Source organism: Pseudochrobactrum saccharolyticum (genome assembly GCF_008801715.1).
GTDB classification, from domain to species: domain Bacteria; phylum Pseudomonadota; class Alphaproteobacteria; order Rhizobiales; family Rhizobiaceae; genus Pseudochrobactrum; species Pseudochrobactrum saccharolyticum.
In genome coordinates, this window is record NZ_VZPG01000002.1 from 114802 (window position 1) to 130011 (window position 15210).

At 50.9% G+C, this 15210-nt stretch carries 14 protein-coding genes and 1 tRNA gene; 9 read left to right on the forward strand and 6 right to left on the reverse strand.

Annotation, left to right across the window (positions count from 1 at the left end):
* Positions 1-49 precede the first annotated feature (49 nt).
* The 8 genes from F7P81_RS07135 to F7P81_RS07170 all read left to right on the forward strand — a co-directional run bounded on the left by F7P81_RS07135 (position 50) and on the right by F7P81_RS07170 (position 7804).
* Positions 50-132 (forward strand) — tRNA-Leu (locus tag F7P81_RS07135).
* Between the two features lie 295 nt (positions 133-427).
* On the forward strand, positions 428-1894 hold the full coding sequence (locus tag F7P81_RS07140; RefSeq protein WP_151159045.1) for a metal-dependent hydrolase family protein: 1467 nt from the start codon (positions 428-430) through the stop codon (positions 1892-1894).
* Positions 1895-2306: 412 nt separating this feature from the next.
* Positions 2307-3725 (forward strand): trigger factor, encoded by a 1419-nt coding sequence (tig, locus tag F7P81_RS07145; protein WP_116087516.1) that lies wholly within the window; start codon positions 2307-2309, stop codon positions 3723-3725.
* A 103-nt stretch (positions 3726-3828) separates the two neighbouring features.
* A complete protein-coding gene (locus tag F7P81_RS07150; protein ID WP_151159046.1) occupies positions 3829-4296 on the forward strand; it encodes a GNAT family N-acetyltransferase in 468 nt (155 codons plus the stop codon).
* A gap of 247 nt (positions 4297-4543) precedes the next feature.
* Positions 4544-6043: an Asp-tRNA(Asn)/Glu-tRNA(Gln) amidotransferase subunit GatB gene (gene gatB / locus F7P81_RS07155; RefSeq protein WP_151159047.1), complete on the forward strand. Its 1500-nt coding sequence runs from the start codon at positions 4544-4546 to the stop codon at positions 6041-6043.
* Positions 6043-6546, forward strand: a complete 504-nt coding sequence (locus F7P81_RS07160) for a GNAT family N-acetyltransferase (protein WP_151159048.1) — start codon at positions 6043-6045, stop codon at positions 6544-6546. The genes gatB and F7P81_RS07160 overlap by 1 nt, the downstream gene beginning before the upstream one ends.
* Positions 6547-6760: 214 nt before the next feature.
* Entirely contained in the window at positions 6761-7156 is a 396-nt protein-coding gene (locus tag F7P81_RS07165; RefSeq protein WP_022711464.1) for an NADH:ubiquinone oxidoreductase subunit NDUFA12, read from the forward strand.
* A gap of 222 nt (positions 7157-7378) precedes the next feature.
* Positions 7379-7804: a DUF2155 domain-containing protein gene (locus F7P81_RS07170; RefSeq protein WP_051139045.1), complete on the forward strand. Its 426-nt coding sequence runs from the start codon at positions 7379-7381 to the stop codon at positions 7802-7804.
* A gap of 12 nt (positions 7805-7816) precedes the next feature.
* Here the strand turns inward: F7P81_RS07170 and aat are convergent, their stop codons facing one another.
* From aat to F7P81_RS07200, 6 genes are all read right to left on the reverse strand, one after another.
* A complete protein-coding gene (aat, locus tag F7P81_RS07175) occupies positions 7817-8431 on the reverse strand; it encodes a leucyl/phenylalanyl-tRNA--protein transferase (protein WP_022711462.1) in 615 nt (204 codons plus the stop codon).
* A gap of 5 nt (positions 8432-8436) precedes the next feature.
* Positions 8437-9792 carry an acetyl-CoA carboxylase biotin carboxylase subunit gene (accC, locus tag F7P81_RS07180; protein WP_022711461.1) on the reverse strand — a complete coding sequence of 452 codons (1356 nt, stop codon included), beginning with the start codon at positions 9790-9792 and terminating at the stop codon, positions 8437-8439.
* A gap of 104 nt (positions 9793-9896) precedes the next feature.
* Positions 9897-10370 carry an acetyl-CoA carboxylase biotin carboxyl carrier protein gene (gene accB, locus F7P81_RS07185; protein ID WP_022711460.1) on the reverse strand — a complete coding sequence of 158 codons (474 nt, stop codon included), beginning with the start codon at positions 10368-10370 and terminating at the stop codon, positions 9897-9899.
* A gap of 218 nt (positions 10371-10588) precedes the next feature.
* Positions 10589-11038, reverse strand: a complete 450-nt coding sequence (gene aroQ / locus F7P81_RS07190) for a type II 3-dehydroquinate dehydratase (protein WP_022711459.1) — start codon at positions 11036-11038, stop codon at positions 10589-10591.
* Between the two features lie 178 nt (positions 11039-11216).
* Positions 11217-11990, reverse strand: a complete 774-nt coding sequence (locus F7P81_RS07195) for a DsbA family protein (protein ID WP_022711458.1) — start codon at positions 11988-11990, stop codon at positions 11217-11219.
* Positions 11991-12098: 108 nt separating this feature from the next.
* The gene (locus F7P81_RS07200) at positions 12099-13436 is read right to left on the reverse strand and encodes a M48 family metalloprotease (RefSeq protein WP_151159356.1); all 1338 of its coding nucleotides are present in this window, start codon (positions 13434-13436) and stop codon (positions 12099-12101) included.
* Positions 13437-14028: 592 nt separating this feature from the next.
* On the opposite strand from F7P81_RS07200, the gene F7P81_RS07205 reads away from it, so the two are divergent.
* Positions 14029-15132, forward strand: coding sequence for a pyridoxal phosphate-dependent aminotransferase (locus tag F7P81_RS07205; protein WP_151159357.1), 1104 nt, complete (start codon positions 14029-14031; stop codon positions 15130-15132).
* Positions 15133-15210 lie beyond the last annotated feature (78 nt).

A 15210-nucleotide genomic window follows, 5' to 3' on the forward strand; every position in this document is an offset into this window, starting at 1 on the left:
AAATTGAATGCTATAGAGCGGCGCACATCAAAGCATACGTGCTTCGGTTGCGGATATGGCGAAATTGGTAGACGCACCAGATTTAGGTTCTGGCGGGAGACCGTGGGGGTTCGAGTCCCTCTATCCGCACCACTTTTATTCTCTTTGATTTTTGTAAGTCTTTGTAATTGCTGCGTGTTTGATGCTGCAATTTTGGCGAAGGTGCGTTTTTGGCCGGTTTTGTGATACAAATTGTGTTACAAATTGGGTTACAATGCAGTTTGAGATGTCCTCTTTTCTCATTGCCTGCTGTTTATAGTCTCCGCAGCAAATATATCCTGACGGGTCGTGCTGAATTTCATCAATTCTAAAACTTTATGGCCGAAGTTTCCGCATAATATATTTATGCTGATGCAGTCTTATCAAAGCTTTAGAAAGGTTTGAGACTATGGGAAACTATGGTGCGCGTTACGGGCAATATGCTCATGGATTTGGATGCTTGTGCCATAGTCAGGCAATCACACAGCTGAATGAACGCATTGGCCGCGGGCTGAGCCGCCGTTCTGTCCTGAGCGGCCTTGCGGCTGTAATGGCAGGTGCTGTGGTGGCTGATCCGGTTTCGGCATTGGCTCAGACGCCCGTTTCTGTTGCAGGCCAGCCTGTTTTGCTGAAAAATCTGCGCATTTTCGACGGAAAATCCTCAAAGCTGCTTGAAGGACATAATGTTCTGGTGAGCGGCGGAAAAATTGCGGATATTCTCAAAGCTTCAGAGAATGTTGCTGAGGCGCAGGTGATTGATTGCGGCAACCGCGTGCTGATGCCGGGTCTGATTGATGCCCATTGGCATAGTATTCTGGCGGCTATTCCGCAAATGGTGGCGATGACATCCGATATTGCCTATGTGCATCTTGTTGCTGCACAGGAAGCACAGCGCACTTTGATGCGTGGCTTTACGACCGTGCGCGACATGGGCGGGCCTTCCTTTGCGCTGAAGCGTGCGATTGATGAAAAACGTATTCCTGGACCACGCATTTATCCGTCCGGCGCGATGGTGTCTCAGACCTCCGGTCATGGTGATTTCCGCCAGCGCAGTGATATTCCGCGCCATAGTGCGAATGATCTGAGCCTTGCGGAATCTGCCGGTATAGCTGCGATTGCGGATGGTGAAGCCGAAGTGCTGCGTCGTGTACGCGAGCAGCTGATGCTGGGCGCCAGCCAGATCAAGATTATGGTCGGCGGCGGTGTGGCTTCAGCCTATGATCCGTTGGATTCCTTGCAATTTACCGAGGCTGAAATCCGTGCGGCTGTGATGGCTGCCAAGGATTGGGGCACTTATGTCTGTGCGCATGTTTATACCTCAGCCGGTATTCAGCGGGCGCTGGCTTGCGGTGTGCAGTCAATTGAACATGGCCAGCTGGCCGATGAGGAAACCGTCAGGCAAATGGCTGATGCCGGTGCATGGTGGAGCATTCAGCCGTTTCTGGCGGATGAGGATGCCAATGTTTATGCCTCGCAGATACAGCGCGACCAGCAGAAAATGATTGCCGAAGGCACGATCCGTGCATTCGAACTGGGGCCTAAATATAATGTCAAAATGGCATGGGGGACGGATATTCTGTTCAACCCGAAGGGCACAGCCTCGCAGGGACGTCAGTTGGCGAAATTGGCGCGCTGGTTTGATAATGGTGACGTGCTGAAAATGGCAACCGGCACCAATGCTGAATTGCTGGCGCTATCAGGAAACCGTAATCCTTATGGTGCAGCAGTCGGCATTATCGAAAAAGGTGCAATGGCGGATATGCTGCTGATCGACGGTAATCCGCTGGAGGATGTGTCTCTGATTGCTGATCCGGACAAGAATATGAAGCTGATTATGAAAGACGGTGTTGTTTATAAAAATATACTGACTGCATAATCCGCATCGGTAAAAGGCCGATAAAATCCGATGGATTGCAGGGTGAACATTCAATCGCATCTTGTATTTTGCGGGCGCTGATTGTAATGGGTTTGCGATAAATGGGATTCTGGCGCAATGCTGTCGCACGGGCTCTGTTACGAAATGTGACTTTATGCCGGTGAATGAGCAGATATTGTGCAGGAAATTCAATAGCAGAAATCAGGTATGGCTGCTTAAAATCCGTACCATTTATATATAGAGTCACTGTCATAATCCGGCAGGCTTTATATCCGTTCCGGGATGTCCCATAGCCTTTGCGCATATTTGTGCGCGGTATGTGACAAACAGAAAAACAAGAAATTTCGCTAGCCACGGCGGCTACGGTCATGTGGCCGGTCATGCGAAACGAAGACAAAGTGAAGGTTTTGACATGCAGGTTACCGAAACGCTCAATGAAGGGCTGAAGCGCGAGATCAAAGTCGTGGTTCCGGCACAGGATCTTGAAGCAAAGCTTGCTGAGCGCCTCGAAACCGCTCGCGGTCGCGCTAAGATCGATGGTTTCCGTCCTGGTAAAGTTCCTGCAGCACATCTGCGTAAGATGTACGGCAAGTCTTTCATGGCTGAGATCGTTAACGAAATTCTGAACGATTCAACCCGTTCGATCCTTGCTGACCGCAACGAAAAAGCTGCAACCCAGCCAGAAGTTGCAATGAGCGAAGACGAAGCAGAAGCCGAAAAGGTTCTGGCCGGTAAAGCTGATTTCGAATTCACCATGAATTACGAAGTTCTGCCGGCAATCGAAATCAAAGACGTTTCCGGTCTTAAAGTGACCCGAGAAGTTGTTGATATTTCGGACGAAGAAGTTGAAGAGCAGGTTAAGAAGATCGCTTCTTCCGCTCGTACTTTCGAAGCGAAAAAAGGCAAAGCTGAAGACGGCGACCGCGTTACCATGGATTACCTCGGTAAGCTGGAAGACGTTCCTTTCGAAGGCGGCGCAGATCAGGATGCACAGCTGGTACTCGGTTCCGGCCAGTTCATTCCGGGCTTTGAAGATCAGCTGGTCGGCGTAAAAGCCGGTGACGAAAAGCAGATCAAAGTAACTTTCCCTGAAAATTACGGCGCTGCCCATCTGGCCGGTAAAGAAGCAACCTTCGACATCACTGTGAAGGAAGTTGCTAAAGCTGCTGAGCTGGAACTGAATGATGAAGTTGCGAAGAAGCTCGGCATCGAAAGCCTTGACCGTCTGCGCACTGTTGTTCGTGAACAGATCGAAGGTCAGTACGGCCAGATCACCCGCCAGAAAGTTAAGCGTCAGATCCTCGACGGTCTGGATGCAGAATATCAGTTCGAAACACCAGAACGTCTGGTTAATGCTGAGTTCAACAACATCTGGCAGCAGATCAATTTCGACCTGCAGCAGGCTGGTAAGACTTTTGAAGACGAAGAAACCACTGAAGAAGCTGCTCGCGAAGAATATCGCAAGCTGGCTGAACGTCGTGTACGTCTTGGTCTGGTTCTTTCCGAAATCGGCGAAAAAGCCGGTGTAGAAGTAACCGAAGAAGAACTGCAGCGCGCTGTTTACGATCAGGTTCGTCGTTACCCGGGTCAGGAACAGCAGGTTTATGAATTCCTGCGTAAAACTCCTGATGCAGTTGCTAATCTGCGCGCACCAATCTTTGAAGAAAAGGTTGTTGATCACCTGCTCGGCACAATCTCCGTCACCGATAAGAAAGTGACCAAAGAAGAGCTGACAGCTGAAGAAGAAGGCGCAGCAGAAGAAGCAAAGCCTGCTAAAAAAGCTGCTCCAAAGAAAAAAGCAGCTAAAAAAGCTGATGATGCAGCTGAATAATCAGCCCGCATAAAGTTATGAGAAAGCCGCGTTGCAAAACGCGGCTTTTTTGTTTGCTGTCAGCGGTGCTTTACTGCCGGCCGTGTTGCGCTATTGTGGTGTAATGCAACCAAGACCGTATTATCATTTATGTAAATCGCTGAGTGACGAGCCGCCGCAGCCTGTCTGGTCAAAGAATGTGGTTTTATCCGCCTTCCGGCCGGATATGATTGCAGAACTCCATGTTTTGCTGACGGCTTCCTATCAAGCTGTTGGCAATATAGTGCCGCCATTGCGTGACTGGTGGCAGGCCCTGTCTAATGATGAGGAATATGATGCCGGTCTGATTTTTCCGGTGACAGATATCCAAGGGCAGCTGATTGCTTTTGCGCATTGCTGGAGCAGTGCATTTATCAAGGATATTGTCGTGCATCCCGACTGGCGCAGGCAGGGCATTGGCGAAGCCTTATTGCTGCATTGTTTTCAGGTTTTCCAATTGCGCGGTGCGGAGAATGTTTGTCTCAAAGTGGAGGGTAATAACCCCTTTGGAGCAGAGCGGCTCTATCGCCGGCTTGGTATGGTCGATATATGACCGTGGTGTGAGGTCATTTATCTTTACAAGCCCATGCTTTGTTACGGGAATTTGTACTTTTTCCGTCAATGCAGGGTGCACTGTTGCACCATAATGTTTATAGTCCGCGCCATGATCGTTTATTGATGCTGAAACAGTGCTGTTGTGATGCACAGAACACTTGCCAGTCAGGCCGGTTTGTTTTAGCCAGAAGCATGAGAAAACGGCGGAGTTTAACTCGCGCCGCAAAACAGAGATTTAAGAGCCCATGTCCCTTATCGATACACGCACGCCAGACCCGAAACGCCTGATCTCCGGTGCCACCGGTGACTGGGAAATCGTGATCGGGATGGAAGTTCATGCGCAGGTGACTTCCAATTCCAAATTGTTCTCCGGTGCTTCCACCGAATTCGGTGCCGAGCCAAATGCCAATGTTTCGCTGGTGGATGCCGCGATGCCGGGTATGCTGCCGGTTATCAATGCGGAATGTGTGGCGCAGGCCATTCGTACTGGTCTCGGGCTGAAAGCACAGATCAATCTGAAATCGGTTTTTGACCGCAAAAACTATTTCTATCCGGATCTGCCGCAGGGCTATCAGATTTCACAGTTCAAGCAGCCGATCGTGGGTGAGGGCACTGTAACTGTGTCTGTTGGCCCTGATTCCAAAGGCCAGTTTGAAGATGTTGAAGTTGGTATCGAGCGTGTGCATCTGGAACAGGATGCCGGTAAATCCCTGCACGATCAGCATCCGAGCATGTCCTATGTCGATCTGAACCGTTCCGGTGTGGCGCTGATGGAAATCGTTTCCAAGCCGCATATCCGCTCATCGGATGAGGCGCGCGCTTATATGACCAAGCTGCGCAGCATTCTGCGCTATCTTGGCACCTGTGACGGTAATATGGATCAGGGCTCGATGCGCGCAGACGTGAACGTGTCTGTTCGTCGTCCGGGCGGTGAATTCGGCACCCGTTGCGAAATCAAGAACATGAACTCGATCCGCTTCATCGGTCAGGCGATTGAATATGAAGCACGTCGTCAGATCGGTATTCTTGAAGATGGCGGGAAGATTGATCAGGAAACCCGTCTTTATGATCCGGTAAAGGGTGAAACCCGCTCGATGCGCTCGAAAGAAGAAGCGCATGATTACCGCTATTTCCCTGATCCTGATCTGCTGCCGCTGGAATTCACACAGGCTTATGTGGATGAACTGGCATCAGCTCTGCCGGAACTGCCGGATGACAAGAAAACCCGTCTGGTCGAAACCATGGGTCTGTCTGTCTATGACGCATCCATCCTGATCACTGAAAAAGCCATTGCTGACTATTTCGAATCGGTTGCAGAAGGCCGTGACGGTAAAGTTGCTGCAAACTGGGTCATCAATGATCTGCTCGGCGCTTTGAACAAGGCGGGTAAGGATATTGAAGATGCTCCGGTTTCTCCGGAACAGCTGGGCGCTATTCTTGATCTGATCAAGGAAGGCACAATCTCCGGTAAAATCGCAAAAGACCTGTTTGAAATCGTCTGGAACGAGGGCGGTGATCCGAAAGAGATCGTCGAAGCCCGCGGCATGAAGCAGGTGACTGATACCGGCGCGATTGAAAAAGCCGTTGATGAAATCATCGCTGCCAACCCTGAAAAAGTGGCTCAGGCAAAAGAAAAGCCGACACTGGCGGGCTGGTTTGTCGGTCAGGTGATGAAGTCAACCGGCGGTAAAGCTAATCCGCAGGCTGTGAATGATCTGGTTAAAGCGAAACTGGGCATCGAATAATGTGGCTGCGCTCTGCAAATAAGGATGATCTGAAGGCCGTGCACCAGTTGCTGGTCAAAACCTGGCATGCCACATTTGATGATGTGCTGGGCGTTGAGACCGCCAATAAGGTGACAGGTGAATATCATTCTGTTGCTGCGCTGACGCGTAATCTGGCCAAGCCTTATTCGGAATTTGTGGTGGCGGATGACGGCGAGGGCAACCTCGTCGGCATGGCTTATGCCAGCCAGAGCAAAGACGGTATTGCGGAGCTGCACCAGCTTTATGTCGATCCTGAGCAGCAGGTTCAGGGTATCGGCACTATGTTGCTGGCAGAGATTGAAATGGCTTTTCCTGATGTGGAGAAGCTTGCTCTCGAAGTGATTGCCAAGAATCAGAAAGCTCTGGACTTCTACACCCGCAAAGGTTTTGAAAAGACCGGCGAGACGAATGACTGGGGTACACTGAAACTGGATATTCCGGTTATTAAAATGGAAAAGTCTCTGACAGGCTGGTCTATGTAACCGGAGCATCCCGCATTTAATTGTGCCTGTTGCGTCCGTACAAAGTTTTTTGCGTTAAGTGTTCTCTGGTGTTAATGGCATCACTTAACTGAGAAATGCTGAAAACAGCGGCAACTTGACCCTTGCGACGCGCCTCAGATAAGGGCATAAGCAGGGAATAATCTGCATGATCCTGTGCCTTTATGGTCAGGATAGTTCAGGATCCGGAAGTGCTATGAAAAAATTTATTATTCAGGTTTTTACCTGGTGGAACAGCCAAACTATCGGCACCCGTCTTCATACATGGCGCAAAGGTAAGCGCGTTGGTGAAGATGAGTTCGGTAATGTTTATTATACCGGTGGTAAGGATTCTGAAGGTCGCACCCGTCGTTGGGTTATCTTCAACGGCTATAGCGAAGCCAGCGCTATTCCTGCCGGCTGGCATGGCTGGATGCATCACCGCACCGACACGCCGCCGACTGAAGAAAACTATCAGCCGCGCGAATGGCAGAAGCCGCACCAGCAGAACCTGACCGGTACGCCTTATGCTTATCGCCCGCAGGGTGCGATCTCCGCATCCGGTCAGCGTCCTAAAGTGGGCGGCGACTATGATGCATGGACACCGAATTAAGTTTCAGTCCTGATAGATTTGACAGGCGGCATGGTTTTTCAGCTGTGCCGCCTTTATCTTTCCCCTAAATTGACGTCCGGTGCAGCTGTCTGCCGCTCTGGATTGGGGAAAACCCTGTCCGGCGAGTCTTTTTCTCACAAATGCCGTAAAGAACAGGCTAATTTTCCGGCGGGTGTTTTCTCCGCATCCGTTTATGCAACCAGTACCAAAGGCAGAATGTGTATGAATGTTTCTTCCGGACGATCTTTTGGAACAACATTTCTGCTGGTTGCAGGGCTGGCACTTGCCGGTCTGGGCGTAGCATCTGAGGCACGTGCCGAGCGTATTTCCAATAAAGTTGCGGAATTTTCCGGTCTGGACAAGATCACCGGCCGGATCACAACTTTTGACGTTTATATCAATGAGACAGTGCAATTCGGTGCGTTACAGGTAACACCGAAGGTTTGCTACAGCCGCTCGGATAATGAAGCGCCGCGTACCGACAGCTTTGTGCAGGTGGATGAAATCACACTGGATCGTAAAATCCGCCGCATCTTCTCCGGCTGGATGTTTGCCGATAGTCCGGGTCTGAATGCTGTGGATCATCCGGTTTATGATATCTGGCTGAAAGACTGCAAGCAGACGTCAGACATTCCTGCGCCGCAATAAGGTTTGGCAGTTTCAGAACTGCGCAGGCGTTAAAATCGCTGGCAGCAACATATCTTCATAATCCTTTGCAGGAATTTCAACAGCGCCAAAACGCTGTAAATGCCCTGTAGTAAACTGCGTGTCCAGCAGTTTGAAACCATGTGCACGCAACCGCTCCACCAGATGCACGAGGCAGACCTTGGAAGCATCGGTGACATGGCTGAACATGCTTTCACCAAAGAATGCGCCACCCAGCGACACACCATAAAGACCACCGACAAGTTGCCCGTCCTGCCATGCTTCAACAGAATGGCAGTGTCCAGCTTTGTGCAGGGCAATATAGCCGTCACGGATCGTCTGATTGATCCATGTACCGGCATTGGGATCCCGCCTGATCGCACAGCCTTCCAGCACCTGTTCAAAGGCGGTGTCATAGCTGATCTCGAACGGCGAGCGCTTCAGTGTTTTTTGCAGGCTGCGGGAAATGTGGAACTTATCGAGCGGGATAATGCCGCGTTGTTCCGGTCGTACCCAGAATATTTCCGGATCATCAGCACTTTCTGACATAGGGAAAATGCCGGAGGCGTAAGCCCGGAGCAAAAGCTCCGGGCTTAAATTTTGAGGCGGAGGGGATTTGCGTCCCGCCACCGGAGTTACTGACCCGATGCGTTTTTCTTTTCCAGATATTTTTCAAGCCAATGGATATCATAATCGCCATTGGCGATATCCGGATTGGCAATCAAATCCTGGAAAAGCGGCAGGGTTGTATCAACGCCGTCAACGACGAATTCATCCAGCGCACGACGCAGACGCATCAGGCATTCCACGCGGTTACGGCCATGCACAATCAGTTTGCCGATCATGCTGTCGTAATATGGCGGGATTTTATAGCCGCTATAGACGCCGGAATCGACACGAATGCCCAGACCACCCGGTGTGTGATAATGCTTAATCGTGCCCGGTGACGGTGTGAATGTGCGTGCGTTTTCCGCATTGATACGACATTCAATCGCATGACCGGAGAAACGTACATCGTCCTGCTTGACCGACAGGCCAAGACCGGCGGCAATACGGATCTGTTCATGAACCAGATCAATACCGGTGATCGCTTCGGTAATCGTGTGTTCCACCTGAAGACGGGTGTTCATTTCGATGAAATAGAACTCGCCGTTTTCATAAAGGAATTCGATTGTACCGGCACCGCGATAGCCCAGTTCTGCAACCGCATTGGCGCAGATCATACCGATCTTGTCACGGGCTTCGGAATTCAGGGCAGGGGAATTGGCTTCTTCCCAGACCTTCTGGTGACGGCGCTGCAGCGAGCAGTCACGTTCACCCAGATGCACAGCTTTGCCTGCACCATCGCCAACGATCTGAACTTCAATGTGACGCGGCTTTTCGAGATATTTCTCGATGTAAACAGCATCATCACCGAATGCAGCAGCTGCTTCCGAGCGTGCAGTATTATAGGCAACCGAGATATCTTCTGCCGATTTGGCAACCTTCATCCCGCGGCCGCCGCCACCGGAGGAAGCCTTGATGATGACCGGATAGCCGATTTCGGAAGCAATACGAATTGCATCCTGTTCACTGGCAACCCCGCCGTCAGACCCCGGAACAACCGGAATGCCGAGGCGTTTTGCAGTCTTCTTGGCTTCGATCTTATCGCCCATGATGCGGATATGCGCAGCGGTCGGGCCAATAAAGGTAATATCGTGAGCTTCAAGAATTTCAGCGAATTTGGCATTCTCGGAGAGGAAGCCGTAACCCGGATGGATTGCATCAGCACCGGTGATTTCGCAGGCGGCAACGATCTGGTGAATATTCAGATAGCTGTCGCGCGATGATGGTGGTCCGATACATACGCTTTCATCTGCGAGACGCACATGCATGGCATCGGCATCGGCAGTGGAGTGAACGGCAACAGTCTTGATGCCAAGCTCCTTACAGGCGCGCAGCACCCGCAGGGCAATTTCGCCGCGATTGGCTATGAGGATTTTTTGAAACATCGGAGCTCCTGCCTCAGGCATAGTCTGAGGCAGACTATGCATTAATTCAAATTGGTCAGCGATGGCTGTATGTTTGAAAATACAGCCGTGATCTGTGAAAGATCTTATTCGATGACGATAAGAGGTTCGCCGAATTCAACTGGCTGGCTGTCGCTGACCAGAATAGCAGTCACTGTACCTGCACGCGGAGCAGCAATCTGGTTCATGGTTTTCATCGCTTCGATGATGAGAACTGTCTGGCCTTCTTTAACGCTCTGGCCGACTTCTACGAACTGCTTGGCACCTGGTGCCGGTGCGAGATAGGCGGTACCAACCATTGGCGAAGGCACGGCATTTTTGGATTTGTCAGCAGCTTTCGGTGCTTCTGCAGCCGGAGCAGGCGCAGCGGCAGCAACCGGTGCTGCGGCAGCAGGGGCAAAATATTGCTGAGGTGCTGCAGCCTGAACAGTGATATTGCGCGAAACGCGAATGCGCAGGTCGTCCTGTTCAACTTCAATTTCTGTCAGATCGGTATCTTTGAGGATGTTCGCGAGATCGCGAATGATCGCCTGATCGATACCGGAGCTTTTGTTCGTCATGGGTCTGGCCCCTTTACCGCTGATATATATTGTTGTTTCTTCAGAGCCTATTCCGATCCGGTTAAGGCAGATCGGAATAGGCTCCCATTTTTATTTTCGCAGTTTTGAACGGAAAACCGGTTCCCGTTTTTGCCTTAACTGCTTTTAGCATATGCCTGACGGTCAGGGTACATTATGCTGGTTAGGTATGCGTGGCATAATCCACTCTGAAAATCCGGTCAACTTTCGCGATTATGCTGATAACCGGCGAGAGCCCGCAGACCCATCAAATAACCTTCCGCACCGAAGCCGCACAGTACAGCTTTGGCAACCGGAGAAACGAAGGATTTGTGGCGGAACTCTTCACGGGCGTGAATATTTGAGAGGTGAACCTCAACCACTGTCACCTGAGCTGCGCGAATGGCATCAAGCAGCGCAATAGATGTGTGTGTATAGGCTGCAGGGTTAATCAGAACCTGCGCGCCTTTCTCACCGGCTTCCTGAATCCATGTGACCAGATCGCCTTCGTGATTAGACTGACGGAAGTCAATTTCCACGCCCAGCTTTTCAGCTTCTTTGCGGCAGTTTACGTGAATATCATCAAGGGTCGTCGAGCCGTAAATTGCCGGTTCTCTTTTACCCAGCATATTCAGGTTCGGGCCGTTCAGAATGAAAATCACTTGTGCCATCGGGTGTGGTGTCGCTTTACGATTCCGTTATTCGTATGAATTCAGCTTGTCTGAAGTCTTTAACTCTTCCCATATAATGGGGAATGCTTTGCGGTTAAAGCCTGTAAATTGTATCCGTACAGGCTTTAACTGCATTTTCCGGCACTAAATTCAAATTTTATAGATAAAATTATGAATTTTATTTGTTGCCGGTGTTTGATTGACGCTGTTCAGCGATTTTTTCAGACAATGTTTCCAGACCGACAGCGCCCGGAACCAGCTCATTACCGATAATATAAGACGGTGTGCCGGAAATATTCAGCGCCTGAGCAACATTATAAGCGCTCTGGAAGGAGGTCACGACCTCTTTGCTTTTCATCAGTTCACGCAGTTTCGCTTCATCAGCGCCCAAAGAAGTAGCAATCTTCATTGCGCTCTCTTCGGTAGAGCTTTTCGGCTCTTTCATCAGCGCTTCGTGCAATTCCATGTATTTTTCAGGCATCAGACGCTTGAATGCCTGTGCAACCAGATGGGTGCGCATGGAATCCGGTCCGAGAATCGGGAACTCTTTCAGGACAAAGCGAACATTCGGGTCGGCTTTGAGCAGCGCCTGCATATCCGGCATTGCGCGTTTGCAATAGCCGCAATTGTAATCGTAGAATTCAACGATGGTCACATCGCCTTTCGGATTGCCGTAAACGGCATCATTGGCATCGTTGAAAATCGAATCATGATTTTCTGCAATAATCTTGGACTGGCTGTCACGGGCTGATGCAGCCTGTTTTTCTTCCAGAGCGTCCTGCACTTCAAGCATCACTTCCGGATTGGCGATCAGATATTCGCGGACGATTTTCTCAACGGCAGCTTTATCGAGCGGCTTTGCTTCTTGTGCATGGGAAGCTGCAACGGCAGAAACCAGAGCAGCTGCGCCGAAAACAGTGGTAGCTAAACGGCGCTTGAAATGAATGGTCATAGGATCACTCCGGATAAACCGGCCTTGTCGTTCGGGTTAATGGTGGTAGTCCGCCATACTGGCGAAATGTGAAGTTCTGTTCCGGAAAACCGATATTGGTACCGTGATTTATTTCTTTTTGGTCTTGGTATTGATGATGTCCTGCGCCCGCAGCCAGTCCGGCGAACCGGATTTCAGGCGTGTCTGCGCACGGGTTGCGAAAATCTTGGCCTCATTGATACGGCCTGCATAATAATGCTGATCCGCAGTTGCGAGGTCCGAAAGCCCCATCTGTCCGGACTGGCCATAGGCCTGTGCCAGATAGCCGTAACCTTCCGAAAATTCCGGATCACGTACCATACCTGCTTTCAGCTCACGGATAGCTGCTTCCATATTGGCTTTATTGCCGGTTAGCATCAAAGCGCGGCCATAGCTCATACGGATCAGGCTGGATTTGCGCGGATCAAGCGCGGCAGCCTGTTTGAACTCGGCAGCAGCACCGGCCGGATTATTGGCTTTCAGCAGCATTTCGCCCTTTATTTCGCGGAAATAAGGGTTTTTTGGCTGTTCTTTGATTAATGCATCGATTTTTGGAATGGCATTACGGGGATTGCCATTGAGGAATGTGTAAATTGCATCACCGTAACGTGCGCCTACGCCACGCGGATTGTTGCGGAACATGCGTTGCAGAGAGCCGAGGCCGCCGGAATAGGCCGCGATTTTTGCCCGTGCCATATCATGACGAAGCTGCAGGGCTTCCGGGTCTTTTTTCTCAAAATACGGGCTTTGATGAGCCAGAGTCGTCAGATTGGCAATACGGTCACGCGGCAACGGGTGGCTGATACGATAGGCATCAACCTGTGTGCCGCTGATCGACAAGGCGCTGGCAAAGCGCTCGAATGTTGTCAGCATGCCTTTGGCTGACTGGCCGGTTTTATTCAGATAATTGATTGCCGAGCGGTCAGCTGCTGCTTCTTCCGTGCGCTGATAGGACAGCAGGCTGCGCATGGCGATTTCACCGCCGCCCGCAGCAATACCGCCACCGGCACCGGCAATGGCGCTGTTACGGGTGGCTGCACCGGCAATCCCCGCACCAAGGCCGAGTAATGTGCCGATAACAGCCATGGTTTTGGCCTGTTTGAGCTGTTCGCGCAGACGATCCTGATGGCCGCCGGCAAGATGGCCGGTTTCGTGAGCGATAACACCGATAATCTCATTTGGGGTTTCAGACTGCAGCAGGGTACCGGTATTGATAAAGATACGCCGTCCGTCGACAAAAGCGTTGAAGCTCGGGCTATTGACCAGAATTGTACCGATACGCTTTTTACCAAGACCTGCGGCATTGAGAATTGGGGTCGTGTAATCTGTGATGAGGGCTTCAATTTCTGCATCACGCACGACCGGTACTGAGCGCGACTGCGCCGAGGCAGTGACTGCGGAGCTGGCCAGAATAGCGGCGGAAATCATCAGGGAAAGAGGGCGGTGCAGCCTGTTGCTGACGGGAACCGGCGCCGGTGCTGCCGGTTGCGGCGCAGGGGCTGTATAAAGAGGTGCGGTTTCGGCCATCAATAAAATCCTGTTTTAAAAACGATCAAGAGCGGTAGCACGGTATCGCATTCGCTCCGGACACTTTCATTTACCGCATGATGTATCCAAACAGGTCAGTTTGGACAGGGACATGCATCAGGTGTGAATCAGCTGCACTATTTATAATGCTGTTCTAGCTTACAGGATGCGAAAAACAGAATGATATATTCCGTCAGGAATCCGCAGTTGTGAACCACAGTTTATTTCATGATATTTCAGGCCTTTTTTATGACCTGAACTGAAGTCAGGCTTAAGAAGTTTAAAGTTTCGGCTCGTTTTGCTGTTTTATAGCTAATATTTTGTGATTGTTATGCTGTTGTTGCACTGTGCAGTTCGGGCTATGGAACATCCGGTGTTTAAAGCTTAACCGGTTCTGCAGGCTGTTTTTCATAAAGCGGCAGGGCAGGTGTTTTTTGAGGGCAGAGAAGTGAGAGTTTTTTCCTACCGGAGTGAAGTTGATCCGTTTCATGCCATGGATGTGCTCGCTGAAGCGAACCGGCGCCGCGCTAACGGCGCACCGATGATCTCCATGGCGGTTGGTCAGCCTGCTGATCCGGCACCGCTCCGTGTGCGTGAAGCTGCGCAAAAAGCCCTGATTGACGGCAAAATCGGTTATACGGATGCGCTTGGCCTGATCGGTCTGCGCGAGGCCATTGCTGCTCATTATGCTGAGCAATATGGCGTTGAAGTCAGCCCGCAGCGCATTGCCGTGACGACCGGCTCATCGGCCGCGTTCAATTTGGCCTTCCTGACCTATTTTGATGCCGGTGACCGTGTGGCGATTACCCGTCCGGGTTATCCGGCCTATCGCAATATTCTGAAAGCGCTTGGCGTTGAAGTTGTTGAAATCGGCACCGGTGACGGTGCAAGCGCCAATCTGACTGCTGAAAGCCTGATTGCTGCCCATGAGGAAAAGCCGCTGAAAGGTGTGCTTTTCGCCAGTCCTGCCAATCCGACCGGCGCAATCATTGAAGATGATGAGCTGAAAGCCATTCTGGAGGCAGCTCGCGAACGCAATATTCGTGTGATCTCCGATGAGATTTATCATCGCCTGACCTATGACCGTCCTGACCAGACTGCGCTGGCCTTTGATGAGAGTGTGACGGTGATTAATTCTTTCTCCAAATATTATTGCATGACCGGCTGGCGTATCGGCTGGATGGTGCTGCCGGAAGAGGCAGTGCGCCCGAATGAGCGTATTGCGCAAAGCCTGTATATTTCTGCACCGGAACTGTCACAGATTGCGGCGATTGAGGCTTTTAAGGCAACGGATGAGCTGGATATTATCAAGCAGCGTTATGCGCTGAACCGTTCTATCCTCGGTGAACATCTGCCGAAAATGGGGCTGACACTGGCCGCACCGATGGATGGTGCATTCTATGCCTATTGTGATGTGTCCCGCTTTACCAATGACAGCATGGCATTTGCCCGCAAAATGATTGCCGAGATTAATGTGGCCGCTACACCGGGGCTGGATTTTGACCCGCTGGAAGGTCACCGTACAATGCGCTTCTCCTATGCGGGCACAGCTGATGAAATGCGTGAAGCAATGCGCCGGTTGGAAGGCTGGCTCTGAGGTCAGTCCTCTTTTTGTACAAATTTGAAATTTAGTATGTATACGAAATAAAAAAAGCCGCCGGAAATTCCGGCGGCT

What these genes read in the sequence shown, in the direction of transcription:
- F7P81_RS07200 (WP_151159356.1), bottom strand. Translation starts at nt 13,436, where the DNA reads ATGATTTCCGCCGCTATTCTGGCCAGCTCCGCAGTCACTGCCTCGGCG.
- aroQ (WP_022711459.1), bottom strand. Translation starts at nt 11,038, where the DNA reads ATGGCACAAGTGATTTTCATTCTGAACGGCCCGAACCTGAATATGCTG.
- accC (WP_022711461.1), bottom strand. Translation starts at nt 9,792, where the DNA reads ATGTTTCAAAAAATCCTCATAGCCAATCGCGGCGAAATTGCCCTGCGG.
- accB (WP_022711460.1), bottom strand. Translation starts at nt 10,370, where the DNA reads ATGACGAACAAAAGCTCCGGTATCGATCAGGCGATCATTCGCGATCTC.
- gatB (WP_151159047.1), top strand. Translation starts at nt 4,544, where the DNA reads ATGTCCCTTATCGATACACGCACGCCAGACCCGAAACGCCTGATCTCC.
- F7P81_RS07205 (WP_151159357.1), top strand. Translation starts at nt 14,029, where the DNA reads ATGGATGTGCTCGCTGAAGCGAACCGGCGCCGCGCTAACGGCGCACCG.
- F7P81_RS07150 (WP_151159046.1), top strand. Translation starts at nt 3,829, where the DNA reads ATGCAACCAAGACCGTATTATCATTTATGTAAATCGCTGAGTGACGAG.
- F7P81_RS07195 (WP_022711458.1), bottom strand. Translation starts at nt 11,990, where the DNA reads ATGACCATTCATTTCAAGCGCCGTTTAGCTACCACTGTTTTCGGCGCA.
- F7P81_RS07140 (WP_151159045.1), top strand. Translation starts at nt 428, where the DNA reads ATGGGAAACTATGGTGCGCGTTACGGGCAATATGCTCATGGATTTGGA.
- F7P81_RS07165 (WP_022711464.1), top strand. Translation starts at nt 6,761, where the DNA reads ATGAAAAAATTTATTATTCAGGTTTTTACCTGGTGGAACAGCCAAACT.
- tig (WP_116087516.1), top strand. Translation starts at nt 2,307, where the DNA reads ATGCAGGTTACCGAAACGCTCAATGAAGGGCTGAAGCGCGAGATCAAA.
- F7P81_RS07160 (WP_151159048.1), top strand. Translation starts at nt 6,043, where the DNA reads ATGTGGCTGCGCTCTGCAAATAAGGATGATCTGAAGGCCGTGCACCAG.
- F7P81_RS07170 (WP_051139045.1), top strand. Translation starts at nt 7,379, where the DNA reads ATGAATGTTTCTTCCGGACGATCTTTTGGAACAACATTTCTGCTGGTT.